Below are 14,946 nucleotides of genomic sequence, written 5' to 3'. Positions count from 1 at the left end.
GCCCTGTCCGGGACGCACCACGCGTTTAAATTCGCGAAGTATGCCCGGCGATACCTCGCCGAGGTCCAGTATCGCTTCAACCGCCGCGCCGACATGGCCGCCATGGTGCCGCGACTGGCGGTCGCGCTGGCGCAGACGAGGCCGTGCCCGAAATGGATGGTGCTGGGAAAGGCTGACGTAAGAACATAATCAGGTAAATTGGATCGAACAACGCTCTTGAGCGACGTTGCGCTAGAATTGACCGAAGATGTTGAGGCATTTACCAATAAATATCCTGCTGCCAATAACGATTCTTTCCGAATCATCCAAGCCTATACTTCGTTCAAAGCGGTTTTACACTATCGCCTTGCGCACAAAATTAATAGCCATTTTTATTGCAATGTAAATCTAAAACCCGATTTTCCGCTATATGCATCGATTATCTCTAGCCGAGGTAAATTACTTTCCGGTGCCGATCTGAATCCTGCTTGCCGAATTGGCAAACGATTCATTCTCGATCACGGGATTGGAACTGTATTTGGAGAAACGGTGGAAATTGGCGATGACTGTTACGTTCTTGGTGGCGTCACCCTTGGCGCTCGTGGAATTTCAAATAATTCAACAGGAAAACGTCACCCTACCATCGGTAATCGAGTGCAAATTGGTGCATTTGCTTGTGTATTTGGCCCCGTTACAATCGGCGATGATGTATTTATTGGACCACAATGTACAGTCACCAACAATGTGGCGTCTCATTGCAAAGTTATATTGCGCACAAGCACGCAAGTAATTTTCCATGGCAATGACAATAATCTTCGAGTCCTCCCGGACACATGGAGTCAAGGATAATGAAACTCGACCGCCAGACAAATAAATTATACTACGATGATTTCTATCTTTCTCAGGCAACGGCAAAAATTATCAAAGTAGGACCGGACTATATTGAACTTGACACAACGGTCGCTTTTCCAGAAGGCGGTGGGCAGGAAGCCGATCAAGGTACAATTTTTTTTCCAGATGGGCGCATTATTCGTTTTACAGGCGCAAAAAAATATACACAAATTTCAGCGGTTTAAAGGAATTTCCAGACGTGCAGGTGGATGGCGTGATCTGGCATCTTGTTCACATTGACGATCAAATCATGTTGGCCGGACTTGAAATTGGCTCTGAAGTCATAGTAAGCATCGATATTGAACGGCGCTCCCGTTTGTCTCTTAGTCACACCGCATCGCATTTATTATATATCGGAGTTGGGATGCATCGTCCCGATGCAGTTAAATCTATTCTTGGCTGCCATATAAAAATCAACTCTGCACGTTTTGATTTCGGAATAAAAGATCGATTTACACCCGAAGAAATCACACAAATAGAAGCCTGTGCGAATCAATTTGTTAAGCAAAACTCATTAGTATCCGTAAGTACACATTCAATTATCCCCGATGTCAGATTTTGGCATTGTGCGGAACACGTTATACCTTGCGGCGGAACCCATGTTGACTGCTGCGCCCCAATTGGGTTGTTGAGTGTACATCGCAAGAGTCTTGGTGCCGGAAAAGAAAGGCTATCGTGCAACTTTCCTGCAGCCATCTTTGATGTTGATCGATACCACAAATAGTCGATTCCAAATTCCATACCGCTAACTTGATATCCTTTGGAGTAGCTATGGCAACCATACAATCATCGCATTTAACCCGCGTGCCTTGGGCGACATATCTATTGACACTAGGGCAAGCTATCAACCTAACCGTTGCCGTAATTTCAGTCACTATCGCTGCGTTGGTAGGGGCGAAACTAGCTTCCACCGCAGCCTTGGGAACAGTTCCATATGGCACTCAATTTTTCGCGGTCATGCTCTTCACCTATCCGGTATCTATGTTGATGCGCCGTTACGGACGGCGCATCATGTTTGCTATCGGCTCCATCTTCTTAACCATCGCAGGCATGGTTGGATACTATTCAATAGATAAAGGAAATTTCTCTTTATTAATTTTATCACATGGATTAATGGGAATATATATTTCCTGTGCGAATTTTTATAGGTTTGCAGCGGTTGACAATATAGCACAAGAACTAAAAGCCAAGGCCATATCATTTGTCGTCGCTGGAGGCGTGCTGGCGGCAATCGCAGGTCCATTCATCGCCAGCTTATTACGCAATTTTGACGGTTATAAGGAATTCTCTCTGTGCTACGCAGCCTTTTCTTTGTTTGGCGCGCTTAGCCTAGTTCTTATGATAATATGGAAACCCTTAAATCCCGGGATTAGTTTAGCGGCAAATTTCAATCCTGCGAGTCAAATTGGTGTTAGGCGCTGGAATATGTTTGTTGTGACAGCGGTGTTTTCATCAGCAAGCGGTTACTTCATGATGAATTTACTTATGATTCAGTCTTCGCTTGTCATGAAGAATATTTGTACTTTTGATACAATTTCCCGCGCAATTCAAGCTCATGTTCTCGCAATGTTTATTCCGTCATTTTTTATTAATTCATTAGTTAATAAAATTGGCTTGCAGAAAGTATTAATCACCGGTTTTTCTATGTTACTCACCGCAGCCGGGCTTGGAATGTTGGACGTCAGCTATAATATTTTCCCAATTTCACTTATTCTTGTCGGATTAGGTTGGAATTTTGTTTACTTAGGAGGTGGGACAGTATTAGTACAGAATGTACTGGATCAAGAACGTCATTGCTGGCAAGGAATCAATGACACGGCAATTGCTGGCTGCGCCACTTTAGGTGCTTTTTTACCGGCACCGTTATTGGCAGGATTGGGTTGGAATGGCACTAATATAATGGTAGTGCCTTTGTGTTTAATCGGTATGTCATTATGTTGGAATACACTTCAGAAAGGGCCCCATCATGTTGAATCAAAAAGATCAGCTGAAATGGCCAAATAATCATTTTTCGACTACCTCTATTTTTGGAGGAACCCCAAGTTATCTTCAAGAAGTTGAGCCCGGAGTATTGGTAAAGTTTGAATGCAATAACCCAGGCGGAAGTCACAAGGTGCGCGCTGCTCGCTATATTATTCAGGATGCGCTTCAATCGGGCTCCATAGTCCAAGGTCAAACTACCGTCATTGAAAAAACCGGTGGCAATTTTGGATTTGGATTGATTGCTGCGTGCTCTGAATTCGGCGTGCCGGTCGAACTTGCAGTAGGGTTGAATTTTAGCCCAACGAAGCGGCGCTGTTTGGAATTGTTCGGTGCAACACTCATTGGCGTCGAGATGTTGAAAGCGGGATCTACGCCAAGAGAGGTCGTCGAATGGCATCAGAGAAATGCCGAAAATTTAGGAAAACAGTACTTCTATACCGATCAGTTCTCTAATCCGGGCAATGTAAAAGCGCACGAATATGGAACGGGAGCGGAAATTGTTTCCCAATTACAAGGATGGCCTACTGTGGAGTCAATCATTTTGGTTGCCGGTGCGGGGACCGGTGCCAGCCTCACAGGAATCGCGCGTAGTTTACTATCGGCTCACTATGATGTAGAGGTAATTTTGGTCGAACCAGAGGGCTGCGATAGCCAAAGAGGCGTATTTATTGAGCATCGTTTCGAAGGAATTGCAGTTGGCGTCAGCCCACCTTTGCTTGATTGGTCATTAGTGACGGAGCGAGTAAATGTCGATTTTACAACGATGATAGCTGCCCAAAATGCGTTCGCCGGCGCCCACGGCTACTTTATTGGCAACACCTCTGCAGCCTGTTTTGCCGTAGCACGGAAAATTGCTGGCTGCGCCACAAATAGCCGAAAAATTTTATCGCTGATATACGATCATGGTTTGTGGTACTTTCGACAGTAAGTGACAGCGCTTAAACCGGCGGCGCCTGCTTCTGCAAAAACTGGTGCACCTTGGCGGCGGCCAGCCTGTTGACCGACTGCAGCAACGCCGGGTCGACCTCGCGGATGCCGTAGGTGCGGCCGATGTGGTGGCCGATGTGGATCAGCACCTCGGCGGCCACCTCGGCGTCGGACTCGGCCCTGTGCGCCGCGCTCTTGAAGGCGATGCCCAGCTGGCCGGACAGGTTGCCCAGCTTGTAGCTCGTCAGTTGCGGGAACACCCGGCGCGCCAGCTTGAGCGAGCACACCAGCCCCTGGTGCGCCGGCGTCAAGCCCAGCCGGGCCGCCTCGGCGCGCAGGAACTTCTCGTCGAAGCTGGCGTTGTGGGCCGACAGGGCGTCCTCGCCGATGAAGTCGAGCAGCGCCGGCATCACCTGCGCCACCGAGGGCGCGCCGTCGACCATCGCCTGGGTGATGCCGGTCAGGCCGGTGATGAAGGAGGGAATCCGCACCTTGCAGTTGATCAGCGAGACATAGCGTTCGACCACGCGGCCGCCCACGATGCGCAGCGCCGCCACCTCGGTGATGCGGTCGCCCATGTCGGGCGACAGGCCGGTGGTTTCAAAGTCGATCATGACGATCGGTTTGTCGAACACATTCATTGCGCGTTTCCTTGCGGTGGAGCTACGGTGGCGCGGCCGGGGCCGCGCGGTGGGTCGGTACGAAAGAGCGCGATTGTACCGCAGCGGGCGGGCCCGGCCAATCTCCCCGGCCCAAGCCCTACCAGGGAACTCAGCCGAACTTGCGCACCGCGTCGATCGCCAGACCGGCGCCGATGCTGCCGAACAAGTCGCCCTCGACCTTGCGCGCGCCCGGCACCAACGCGGCGATCTTCTCGCGCAGCGAACGCACGCCGCTCGAGCCGCCGGTGAAGAACACGGTGTCGACCTGCTCCGGCTTGACGCCGGCGTCGCGCAGCAGGTTCAGCACGGTGCTCTCGACCGAGCCGACCAGGTGGACTATGGCCTCGTCGAAGCCCTCGCGGCGCAGCTCGATGGTCGCCGCCGGGCTGAGCCGGTCCAGCGCCAGTTGCACCACCGGGTCGGCCGACAGGGCGATCTTGCCCTCCTCCACCTTCATCGCCAGCCAGTGGCCGGCGCGCTCGTCGATCAGCTTTTGCAGCCGGCCCATCTTGTCCGGTTCGGCCGCGTCGCGGCTGATGTCGGCCAGCTGGGTCCACATCTTCTTGGTGTAGGCCAGGTTGATGGTGTGCCAGGTGGCCAGGTTGAAGTAGTAGCTCGACGGCACCTCGCTGTTGTTGCGCAGGCGGCTGCCGTAGCCCAGCAGCGGCATCACCGCCGACAGGCTCAGGTACTTGTCGAAGTCGGTGCCGCCGATGTGCACGCCGCCGTTGGCCAAAATGTCGTCGCGCCGCTCGGCCTTGCCGGCCCGCTCTGGCGACAGGCGCACCAGCGAGAAGTCCGAGGTGCCGCCGCCGATGTCGGCGATCAGCACCAGCTCCTCGCGGGCGATCTGCGACTCGTAGTCGAAGGCGGCGGCGATCGGTTCGAACTGGAAGGCGATGTCCTTGAAGCCGACCGAGCGGGCCACCTCGGCCAACGTGTCCTCGGCCAGCTGGTCGTTGGCCTTGCTGTCGTCGATGAAGAACACCGGGCGGCCGAACACGGCCGAGGTGAACTCGCGGCCGGCCGACTGCTCGGCGCGGCGCTTGATCTCGCCGATGAACTGGGCCAGCAGCATGCGGAAGGGCAAGGCGCGGCCGCCCACCTCCGTCTGACCGTCGATCAGGCTGGTGCCCAGCAAACTCTTGAGCGAGCGCATCAGGCGCCCCTCGTAGCCGGCCAGGTACTCGGCCAGCGCGGCACGTCCGAAGCTGACCTCCTCGTCCTCGGCGTTGAAGAAGACGACCGACGGCAAGGTGGTCTTGCCGTCCTCGAGACCCAGCATTACCGGGTGACCTGGGCGGACCCAGCCCACTGTGGAATTTGACGTGCCAAAATCGACGCCGCAAGCAATGGCCATGTCGACCCTTCACGTGATAAAGGGGCGGGATTGTATCAGATAATTTTCCGATCCGACAGACCCGGCGCCGCCCGGTGCACACCGCGGCCGAACTTTCCACGGCCATTGGGGGCGAATTGGGCAGTTTGCACCTTTCTTGTGCGCTCCCGAAGGTTATTTCATGCAAGCATCCCCCAGGGCATTGCCACAAAGTAATACATTCGGCTATCCTCGACCGTATAAGAGAGGCCGCCGACGCCACGCACCGTGTCCCGCAGCGGCCGTTCGCGCACACCGAGACGATGAAAAAAGCCAAGCCGCCCCCAAGTCCGCCCACCAGCGCCACCGCCCACGAGGCGCGCCGCGTCACCTCTTACGACGTGGCGCTGGCGGCCGGCGTGTCGCAGTCGGCCGTGTCGCGCTGCTTCAAGCCCGGCGCCAGCGTGTCGAAGGAGACCTACGCCCGCGTGATGGCCGCCGCCGCCGAGCTCGACTACATCCCCAACGCCGCCGCGCGCAGCCTGATCACCCGGCGCAGCAACATGGTGGCGGTCATCATCAGCAACCTGACGAATTTGTACTACCCGGAGGCGCTGTCCGAGCTGAGCCAGCAACTGGTGCGCCACGGCAAGCGCGTGCTGCTGTTCAACCTGGCGCGCGAGGCCGACGTCGACCAGGCCCTGGCCGACGTCTGGCAATACCAGGTCGACGGCGTGATCGCCTCGGCCGGCCTGAGCGACGCCCACATCGGCGAGTTCGAGCGGCGCCACGTGCCGCTGGTGATGTTCAACCGCGCCGCCTCCGACCAGCGCATGCACAGCGTGAACAGCGTACTGTGCGACCAGCGCGACGCCAGCCGCATGCTGGTGTCGCGGCTGGCGGCGGCCGGCCACCGCCAGTTCGCCATCGTCGACGGCCCGGCCGACTCCAGCGCCTCGGCCGAGCGGCGCCAGGCCGCCTGCGAGCGGCTGGCCGAGCTGGGCCTGCCGCCGCCGGTGGTGGTGACCGGCAACCACGACTACCGCAGCGGCGCCGACGGCCTGCGCGCCGTCATCGCCCAGCTGGGCCGGGCGCCCGACGCCATCATCTGCGGCAACGACGTGATGGCCATCGGCTGCCTCGACTGCGCCCGCCACGAGCTCGGCATCGACGTGCCGGGCCGGCTGTCGGTGGCCGGCTTCGACGCGGTCGAGCCGTCCAACTGGCTCAGCTACAACCTGACCACCCTGCGCCAGCCGATGCAGAAGATGGCCGCCGCCGCCGCCGACCTGCTGGCCAACCTGATCGACAGCCACGACACCCAGGCCGAGCGGCGCGTCTTCGGCGCCCAGTTCATCGCCGGCGCCACCGCCCGCCTGGTCGCGCTCAAGCCGCAGCCGCTGGCCGCCTGAGGGCGCGGCGCCGGCCCGCCGGCGCGGGCCGGCCGGTATAATGGGCGCAATGAATGAGCCCAACCTCCCCCGCTTCATCCCGCAAGGCCTGCGCCCCACCCCGGAACAGACCGCCATCCAGCTGGCGCAGAACAAGGTGGTGCTGATCGACGCCAACGCCGGCGCCGCCAAGACCACCACGCTGGCCATCCGCATCGGCGAGGCCATCGCCCGCAAGCTGGCGCCCGAGCAGATCCTGGCGCTCACCTTCACCCCCGAGGCGCGCGACGTGATGCGCCAGCGCCTGCTCGACGTCGGCGTGCCCTACGCCACCGTGGCGCGCATCGCCGTGCTGACCTTCGAGGACTTCGCCGCCCGCGAGCTGGCCCGCATCGACAGCGACGACGCCAAGGCCTGCCCGCAGCCGCGCCAACTCAAGCCCTACGCCCTGGCCGCCATCGAGCAGGCCGGCGCGCGCTTCGGCGGCCTGTATGAAGACTTGGATCTGCGCACCCACAACATCGCGCTGAGCCAGTTCCTCGACGTGCAGCTGAGCCTGAAGGCGACGATGGCGCTGGAGCAGGTCGACGTCGACTACCTCGGCCCCGAGGAGTGCGCCGAGCAGCTCAACATGACCCTGACCGACTTCCTGGTCGCCACCGAATACGAGCGCATCCGCCTGGGCAGCCGCGAGGGCGCGCTGTTCCGCGGCCCCTTCGACGCCACCTACGACCTGGCGCGCAGCCTGTCGGCCATGCCCGACCTGGCGCAGGACATGGCGGCCTACCGCGTCGTCGTCTGCGACGAGCTGCACGACTTGAACGAGGCAGCCTTCCGCATCCTCAACGCGCTGATCGCCAAGCCGAGCTGCTTCTTCGTCGGCGCCGGCGACAAGGACCAGGTGATCCACGCCAAGCTGGGCGCCAGCGAGGACTTCCTGCGCCACCGTTTCGGCCACAGCTATCCGAATTTGGTGCGCTACCCGCTCACCTACACCTACCGCCACGGCCCACACCTGGCCTACGCCATGGCCGAGTTCAAGCACAAGCCGGTCGACTCGAACCTGCCGCTGCGCACCGAGATCCGCGACGGCCACTACGACAACGCCGCCGGCCACGACGCCTGCGCCGAGCAGGCCGTGGCCGCGCTGGCACAGTGGAAGCGCGACGGCAACCCGCTCGACGGCTGCGCCATCCTGATCCGCGACCGCCACCAGTCGGTGGCCATCGAGAACGCGCTGATGCGCGCCAAGATCGGCTACCGCACCCAGGAGATGGCCGGCTATTTGCAGCGCGACGAGATCCTGTTCCTGCGCGGGATGATGGCGCTGGCCCTGGACGACCTGCAGGCCGTCAAATCCTACGAGGTGCGCACCGGCATCGTCGAGGCGCTGGCGATCTTCGCCGAGGTCGAGCTGACGCCGCAGAAGATGGAGCAGGCCAAGTTCGCCATCGCCAAGGACCCGCAGCTGCTGCGCGACTTCTTCAGCGCCTACATCAGCAGCGACGAACGCGAGCAGTCGCGCGCGGCGGCGCGGCAGATCACCGAGGTCATCGCCAGCCTGAAGGAGGCCGGCGCCGAGGCCAACGCCGAGCAGGCGCTGCGCGCCGTCTGCGCGCAGATGCACCTGGAGACGGCGGCGCGGCGCATCTTCGTGCGGCCCTACGACGCCAGCGTGGTGGCCAAGTCGCTGGCCGGCTTCCTCGCGGCGGCGGCCGGCACCGGCATGTCGCTGCGCGACTTCTGGGCCTGGATCAACGCCAGCGAGGCCTTCGCCAGCCGCAAGCGCGACAAGGACGTGGTGGCCATCGAATGCGTCGCCAACGCCAAGGGCAAGGAATACGCCCACGTGCTGCTACCCTTCCTCGAGGTGGGCGAGTTCCCCAGCCCGCTGTGCGCGCTGCGCGACGAGGAGAACCTGTTCTACGTCGCCGCCACCCGCGCCAAGGCGCGCCTGACCCTGCTCTCGCCGAGCGACCCGCTGCAGCGCAGCCCCTTCATCGCGCAGATGCGGCTGGCCAAAACCATGGCCGCCGCCGACGCCGCGCTGGGCCGCAACGAGGACCGGCCACGCCCCGCCGCGCCGGCGCGCCTGTACCTGAGCGCCACCTTCCACGAGCGCATGGAGGTCAAGGCCTTGGGCGCCGAGTACGACCTGGCGCGCAAGGCCTGGTTCGTGCCCGCCGGCCTGGACCCGAAGCCGTTCGCCCGCTGGATCCGCGGCTAGCAATCGACTTGATACGGCGCGCTTGGCTTTTGCGCACAGTTGTATCGGTTACAATTTCGTCTTGAGCGCCCGGCACCCGGCAGGGGCGCGAAGAGATGAAATCGCCTGACCATGCAGCTTGACCCCAGTTGTACCGCCAGCCGACGCCCGCCTCGCGGCAGCGCCGGCCTTGCCCGCCCACCCCGGCTATTCGCCGCCCTGCTCACCCAACGGCCGCGCGCCCTGCCCGCCGCCTTGTTGTGCGCCCTGCTTGGCGCCGCGCGCCCCGCCCCCGCGCAACAAATCGCCTGGCTGTGGGACGAGGCCGAACTGCCCGCCTGGTCGACCCAGGAGGCGGCCGTGCTGCACCGCCACGTGCTGCTCAGCGGCGCCGCCATCCGCACCCGGCCGCGCATGCGCCAGCCGGCGCTGGCGGCCGGCACCCGCGTCACGCCGGTGCTGCACGTCGAAGTGAGCACCGTGCACCCGCCCGAGGACATCGAGGGCAGCCGCGCGCTGATCGTCGGCGCCGCGCTCGACGCCGCCGCCGACAGCAGCTCCGGCTGGGTCCAGCTGGACATGGAGGCCAAACCCTCGCAGCGCCAGTTCTACCACTCGCTGGTGCGGCAGATCCGCGCCGCGCTGCCGCCGCGCATGCGCCTGAGCGTCACCGCGCTGACCTGGTGGTGCCGCTCGCCCGCCTGGCTCGACAACCTCGACGCCGACGAGGTGGTGCCGATGTTCTTCCGCATGGGCCGCGACAGCGCCGAACTGCGCGAACTGATCGAACACCAGCCGGAGCGGCTGCACCAGCGCTGCCGTGGCGGCGCCGCCGGCTTCTCGCCGCAGGAACCGTTCAGCGCCGAGGTCGAGGCGCGCTACACCAAACGCTATTGGTTCGACCGGCGCGCCTGGCGCCGCTCCACCTTCACCCCCACACAAATCGTTTCCCAATCGAGGACCACCCCATGATGCTACGCCTGATCGCCGCCGCCTGCGCGGCCCTGGCCTGCGCCGCCGCCACCGCCAGCGGCGGCGACGCCTACGACCGTTTCGTCAACCGTGGCGCCAGCGACATCGCGCCGGCCCGCTACCAAAACGGCGAACTCGGCGTGCTGCTGCCCAGCTTTGAACGGATGTACCTGTACGCCGCCTGGCGCGCCATCGCCCTCGGCGCGCAGGAATTGAAGACCCAGCCCAACCGCAGCGGCGGCCTGGAGCGCGCCCTCGGCAGCAAGGCCGGCGGCTGGCTCGACGCCGGCGACGGCGCCAAGGTCTACGCCGCCTGGCAGGGCGCCGTCGGCAGCGCGCTCAAGCGCGCCCCGGCGCCGAAGAACGACAACGACATGCTGGCACGCGGCTATTTGAACTGCCCGACCGGCGCCTACAGCTTCGCCACCGACACTTTGAACGGGCTGGCCAAACGGGCCGACGCCACGCCGGCGCGCTTGGCGGCCTGGGTGGCCAGCCAGCGCCAGGTGTTCAAGTTCTGCGGCGACGACCCGGACGCGCAGCAGCGCGGCTACGGCGCGCCCAAGGTGGTGCTGGCGCCGCCGGCCGAGCTGCCCGCCGGCGAGGCCTTGTACTGGCGCCAGATGCAGCAATACCAGCTGGCCGCCGCCGCCTTCTACGACGGCAACTACACCGTCAGCGCGCAGCGCTTCGCCCAGATCGGCGCCACTGCCGACCACCCGTTGCGGCAATGGGGCGACTACTTGAACCTGCGCTCGCTGGCGCGCGCCGCCAGCCAAGCCGCCAACCAAGCCGCAAGCCAGGCCGCCGGCCAAGCGGCCGAGCAGAACCCGGCCGCAGCGCGTCTGGCCAAGGCCGGCGCCGCCGGACTGCAGGAGGACCGGTTGGCCGCCATCACCGTCGCCGCGCAAAAGATCCAGCGCGATCCGGCGCTGGCCAGCCTGCACGAGGCCAGCCGCGCCGTCGTCCGCGCCATGCAGGTGCGCTTGACGCCGCAGGCCCGCTTCGAGCAGCTCAGCAGGCTGCTCGACGAGCCGCACGCCGATCCGTACCTGGACGACCACCTGGGCGACTGGCGCGTGCTGGCCGACGACCGCCTGTCCGAATGGACCAGCAAGGACAAGCAGGCCGCGTCGCAACAGCTGCGCGGCGCCACCGGCTTCATCGACTGGATACAAACACTGCAGCAATGCGGCCCGCCCCCGGATGCTGGCAACGGTAACAGTAACGACGGCGCCGGCGCCGCCACCGGCAAAGCGGCCGACGCCAGCTGTGCGCCGCAGCGTGCCCACGCGCTGCAGCAGTGGCGCAAGCGCGGCGGCGACGCCGGCCAGGCCCGTGTTTGGCTGGTGGCCGCCGCCGTCAAGGCCGGCCAGATGCCGGCCGACCTGGAGCAGGCCGCGCTCAAGGTGCCGGCCGGTTCGCCCGAATACCTGACCCTGCGCTACGCGTTGGCGCGCCACTACCGCATCAAGGGCCAGGCCGAACAAGCACGCGCCATCGGCGACGCCATGCTGGCCAGCCCGGCGCTGTCGGCCAGCGCCTCGTCGAACGCGCGCAACCTGTTCCTGCAGGAGCGCTTCGCCGTGGCCGCCTCGCCATCCGACGCCGCCAACTACCTGCTGCGCACCGTCAGCCGCAGCGCCGACGCCGACACCGGCGAGAGCGCGCGCGCCGCCGAACCGCCGCAGGTTGCGGCCGACGGCCTGCGCTGGCTCAACGGCGGCTTGAGCACCGCCGAATTGCTCGCCCTGGCCGGCCATCCGAAACTCGACGCGGGCCTGCGCGCCAGCATCGCCGTGGCCGCCTGGATGCGCGCCGACCTGCTCGGCCAGAGCGAGTTGGCCTTGCAGGCGGCCCAGCTGGCGCAGGCCGCGCCGGCCCTGGCCGAGGCCATGCGCCAATACCGCGCCCTGCCCGCCGCCCCGGCGCGGCGCCACGCGATGGTGTTGAGCGCGCTGCGGTACGGCCTGTCGCCGGTCGTCAACGGCAGCCGCGTCGAGGCCGACAGCAAGCCGCGCGACAAGGCCGAGGCGCTGGCCGACCTGTGGTGCAAAATCCCCACCGGCGCCGCCGGCTGGGGCGCGCCGGACACCGACATAGAACTGTCGCCACCGGCGCCGGAGACCGGCCGCGCCGACGCGCGCGGCAAGGAGATGGCGAGCCTGGGCGCCCTGCCCACCTCGACCGGTTTCGTCGGCGCCCACGTGCTGCAGCGTGCCGCCGCAGTGCCGGCCGACCCGGACCTGCCATGGTTGCTGCACGTGGTGGTGCAGTCGACCCGTGGCGGTTGCCTGGATGCCGACGCCAAGGCCTTGTCGAAGAACGCCTTCAACCTGCTGCACAAGCGCTACAAAGGCGACGAGTGGGCGCGTAAGACGCCCTACTTCTACTAGCCGGATAATGGGGGGAATTTAGGGATCGCAAAACGCCGACCAAACCCAACGGTACATTGGGGTCGGCACCGCTGGATTAGCGGAACGCCGGCCTTACCCCGCAAGCAAAGGGGTCTGACCCCGAATGGGGTCAGACCCCGTGGTGCATCGGGGTGCGGGGTAAAAAAACCGCCCGCGTCCCAAGCGCCAGCGATCCTAGCGCCTGATCGCCGCTGGCGCGGCGGCCAGGCCCGGATTGTCCTTGACGACGATACGGCGCTGCTCCTCGATGCGGCGGATCTTCTCCTCCACCTTGGCGATGTCGGCCGCCGGCAGGCCGGCCGCCCTGGCCCGCTCGACGTCGGCGCGCAGGGCCGGCAGCTCGCTGTCGGCCGCCGCCACATAGGCGCCGAGCATGCGCTGCTTCTGTCCCTGTTCATACTGGCGGTAGGCCTGCGGGTCGGCCAGCTGGGCCGCGCTGGCGCGCTGCGCCGGCGCCTCGTCGCGCTGCAACGGCGGCGTGCGGCTGTCGCCGTGCTCGCGCGCCTCGGCCATGCTCAACCACGCCGAACGGTTGCCCTCGAGCGGCGGCAAGGGCACCCGCTTCAACTCCCGCTCGTCGTCGGCGATGGCGGCGAACCACTGCCCGGCCGCCGCCGAACCGGCGGCCGCGCCGGCGGCCGGCGCGGCGCCGTCCCGCGCCGCCCCGGACGACGCCAACGGCGCCAGCACCGCCTGCTGCGGCCAGCTCCACCAGGCCGCCGCGCCCAGCAACAACAAGCCCGCCAGTCCATAAAATGGTTTCATGATGCCTTCTCCAACAGCTGCAAAGCTTGGTCCAACACGCGGCGATTGAGTTCGATGCGTGCCTCGCGCAGCACGTGCGCGCGCAGCGCGGCCAACTGCGCCAGCGCCTTCTCGCGCGCCACCGCGTTGCTGGCGACATAGCGCACCGCCTCCGAGTCGGCCGCCTGCACGCCGTTCACACGCTGCTCGACCAGCACGATCTCCCAATACGCCGGGTCGTGCGGACCGACCGGCGCGCGGACCGGCCGCGACACCTCGCCCTTGTCCTGGGCGAAGGCCAGCTGCGCCAACCAGTCCGGCTTGCCCTCGTGCTTGATCCAACCGAGTTCGCCGCCGTTGCGCGCGTCGGCCGCGCGCGAGTGGCGCCGCGCCAGCGCGGCGAAGTCGCCACCGGCGCGCAGCTCGCCATACACAGCCTGCGCGCTGGCCTCGTCGGGCAGGCGGATGTGCCGCGCCTTGACCCGCTCGATGCGCACGAACTCCTCTTGGTGCTGCTTATAGTACGCCTGCACTTCGGCCGCGCCCACCTGGCGCGCCAGTTGCTCCAGCAGGGGGCTGCCGGAATCGGTGTCGATGCCGATGCCGTGCAACCGCTGCAAGGCCAGCACCGCCTCCTGGTCGGCAAACACGCCGCGCAGATCGTCGACGGCGGCGGCGCCGAAGCGGCCGCGCGCCCAGTCGAGCACGAACAGCGCGGCCAGGCTCTGCATCGCCTGCTGCTGCACAAAGTCGGCCTGGCGGGCGAACAGCTGGGCGCGGCCCTGCACGTTCTGCCGGCGGTAGATATCGTACAAGCTCAGCGCGCCTTTACCGCCGTTCGGCAAGGCGTAGCGCAGCACGACGATGGCCTTGGCCCGCGTCTGCTGCTGCTCGCCCAGCGCCAGCTCCAGGCGCAGCTGGCCCGGCTTGCCGAACACCGCGTCGAGCGCCGCGCCGTCCAGCGCCGGGCGTTCGGTGACCACGCCGTTCAAGCTGCCGCCTGGCAGGCGCAGCAGCACCTGTTCCAGCTCCTTGCCGTACAGGCCGCGCAGACTGCCGGCCAACTGGTCGTCCAGCGCCACGTCCTGCGCGAAGCCGACCCGCTGGCCGGAATACAGCGCCGCCTCGCCATAGCTCTTGCGCGCGGCGGCGGCCAGCAGTCGCTCACCGATCAAGGTCTCCAGGACCGCCGTGCGCGACACCTGCGGCTGCTTGGCGCGCGCCAGACGCCAGGCGGTGTCCAGGGCGAAGGCGTGCAGCGGCGCGCCGTTGACGCGCGCCGCCAGGGCTGCGTCGCGCACGGCGTAGTTCACCTCGGCGCTCGCCGGCAGGGCCGCCGCCAACGTCAGGCCGAGCAGCAGCCCGCCCAACAGGGCACGCGGCGAGTCCACCGGGCGCCGTTGGCGCCGGCCGGCGAGCGGCGCCGACTCCGCCGCCAAGCTCATCTCCCGCTCGA

Annotated in this window: 13 protein-coding genes and 1 pseudogene; 10 read left to right on the top strand and 4 right to left on the bottom strand. The window is 64.3% G+C overall.

All coding sequences use genetic code 11. The annotated features are described in order from the left end of the window. From BM252_RS31485 to BM252_RS25190, 6 genes and pseudogenes are all read left to right on the top strand, one after another. A pseudogene (locus tag BM252_RS31485) lies at positions 1 to 189 on the top strand (IS1595 family transposase); the annotation flags it as partial. A 27-nt stretch (positions 190 to 216) separates the two neighbouring features. Further along, positions 217 to 828 carry a serine O-acetyltransferase gene (locus BM252_RS25205; protein WP_174900678.1) on the top strand — a complete coding sequence of 204 codons (612 nt, stop codon included), beginning with the start codon at positions 217 to 219 and terminating at the stop codon, positions 826 to 828. After that, positions 828 to 1,055 (top strand): alanyl-tRNA editing protein, encoded by a 228-nt coding sequence (locus BM252_RS31855; RefSeq protein ID WP_245774439.1) that lies wholly within the window; start codon positions 828 to 830, stop codon positions 1,053 to 1,055. Before BM252_RS25205 ends, BM252_RS31855 begins: the two co-directional genes overlap by 1 nt. Positions 1,056 to 1,069: 14 nt before the next feature. Then, positions 1,070 to 1,594: an alanyl-tRNA editing protein gene (locus BM252_RS25200; protein ID WP_245774438.1), complete on the top strand. Its 525-nt coding sequence runs from the start codon at positions 1,070 to 1,072 to the stop codon at positions 1,592 to 1,594. A 47-nt stretch (positions 1,595 to 1,641) separates the two neighbouring features. Beyond that, entirely contained in the window at positions 1,642 to 2,874 is a 1,233-nt protein-coding gene (locus tag BM252_RS25195) for an MFS transporter (protein ID WP_093390423.1), read from the top strand. Continuing rightward, positions 2,837 to 3,781 carry a pyridoxal-phosphate dependent enzyme gene (locus BM252_RS25190; protein WP_093390422.1) on the top strand — a complete coding sequence of 315 codons (945 nt, stop codon included), beginning with the start codon at positions 2,837 to 2,839 and terminating at the stop codon, positions 3,779 to 3,781. Before BM252_RS25195 ends, BM252_RS25190 begins: the two co-directional genes overlap by 38 nt. A 10-nt stretch (positions 3,782 to 3,791) precedes the next feature. Here the strand turns inward: BM252_RS25190 and BM252_RS25185 are convergent, their stop codons facing one another. Together BM252_RS25185 and BM252_RS25180 are read right to left on the bottom strand one after the other, a co-directional pair. Then, a complete protein-coding gene (locus BM252_RS25185; RefSeq protein ID WP_174900677.1) occupies positions 3,792 to 4,421 on the bottom strand; it encodes a 3'-5' exonuclease in 630 nt (209 codons plus the stop codon). 130 nt (positions 4,422 to 4,551) lie between these two features. Next, on the bottom strand, positions 4,552 to 5,802 hold the full coding sequence (locus tag BM252_RS25180; protein ID WP_093390421.1) for an Hsp70 family protein: 1,251 nt from the start codon (positions 5,800 to 5,802) through the stop codon (positions 4,552 to 4,554). Positions 5,803 to 6,083: 281 nt separating this feature from the next. Here BM252_RS25180 and BM252_RS25175 point away from each other — a divergent pair, with 281 nt between their 5' ends. The 4 genes from BM252_RS25175 (at position 6,084) to BM252_RS25160 (ending at position 12,725) form a co-directional block, all read left to right on the top strand. After that, complete coding sequence (locus BM252_RS25175) at positions 6,084 to 7,172, top strand: LacI family DNA-binding transcriptional regulator (protein ID WP_093390420.1); 1,089 nt, start codon at positions 6,084 to 6,086, stop codon at positions 7,170 to 7,172. 49 nt (positions 7,173 to 7,221) lie between these two features. Next, positions 7,222 to 9,378, top strand: coding sequence for a UvrD-helicase domain-containing protein (locus BM252_RS25170; RefSeq protein ID WP_093390419.1), 2,157 nt, complete (start codon positions 7,222 to 7,224; stop codon positions 9,376 to 9,378). A gap of 111 nt (positions 9,379 to 9,489) precedes the next feature. Next, on the top strand, positions 9,490 to 10,329 hold the full coding sequence (locus BM252_RS25165; RefSeq protein ID WP_245774437.1) for a DUF3142 domain-containing protein: 840 nt from the start codon (positions 9,490 to 9,492) through the stop codon (positions 10,327 to 10,329). Then, positions 10,326 to 12,725, top strand: coding sequence for a hypothetical protein (locus BM252_RS25160; protein WP_093390417.1), 2,400 nt, complete (start codon positions 10,326 to 10,328; stop codon positions 12,723 to 12,725). Before BM252_RS25165 ends, BM252_RS25160 begins: the two co-directional genes overlap by 4 nt. A 195-nt stretch (positions 12,726 to 12,920) precedes the next feature. Here BM252_RS25160 and BM252_RS25155 read toward each other — a convergent pair whose 3' ends face one another. After that, the gene (locus tag BM252_RS25155; protein ID WP_139236744.1) at positions 12,921 to 13,511 is read right to left on the bottom strand and encodes a hypothetical protein; all 591 of its coding nucleotides are present in this window, start codon (positions 13,509 to 13,511) and stop codon (positions 12,921 to 12,923) included. Further along, positions 13,508 to 14,935 carry a peptidylprolyl isomerase gene (locus BM252_RS25150; RefSeq protein ID WP_093390434.1) on the bottom strand — a complete coding sequence of 476 codons (1,428 nt, stop codon included), beginning with the start codon at positions 14,933 to 14,935 and terminating at the stop codon, positions 13,508 to 13,510. Before BM252_RS25150 ends, BM252_RS25155 begins: the two co-directional genes overlap by 4 nt. Positions 14,936 to 14,946: the final 11 nt, after the last annotated feature.

The organism is Rugamonas rubra (genome assembly GCF_900114705.1).
Classification (GTDB): Bacteria; Pseudomonadota; Gammaproteobacteria; order Burkholderiales; family Burkholderiaceae_D; genus Rugamonas; species Rugamonas rubra.
This window is presented reverse-complemented; position numbering and strand designations above follow the sequence as displayed.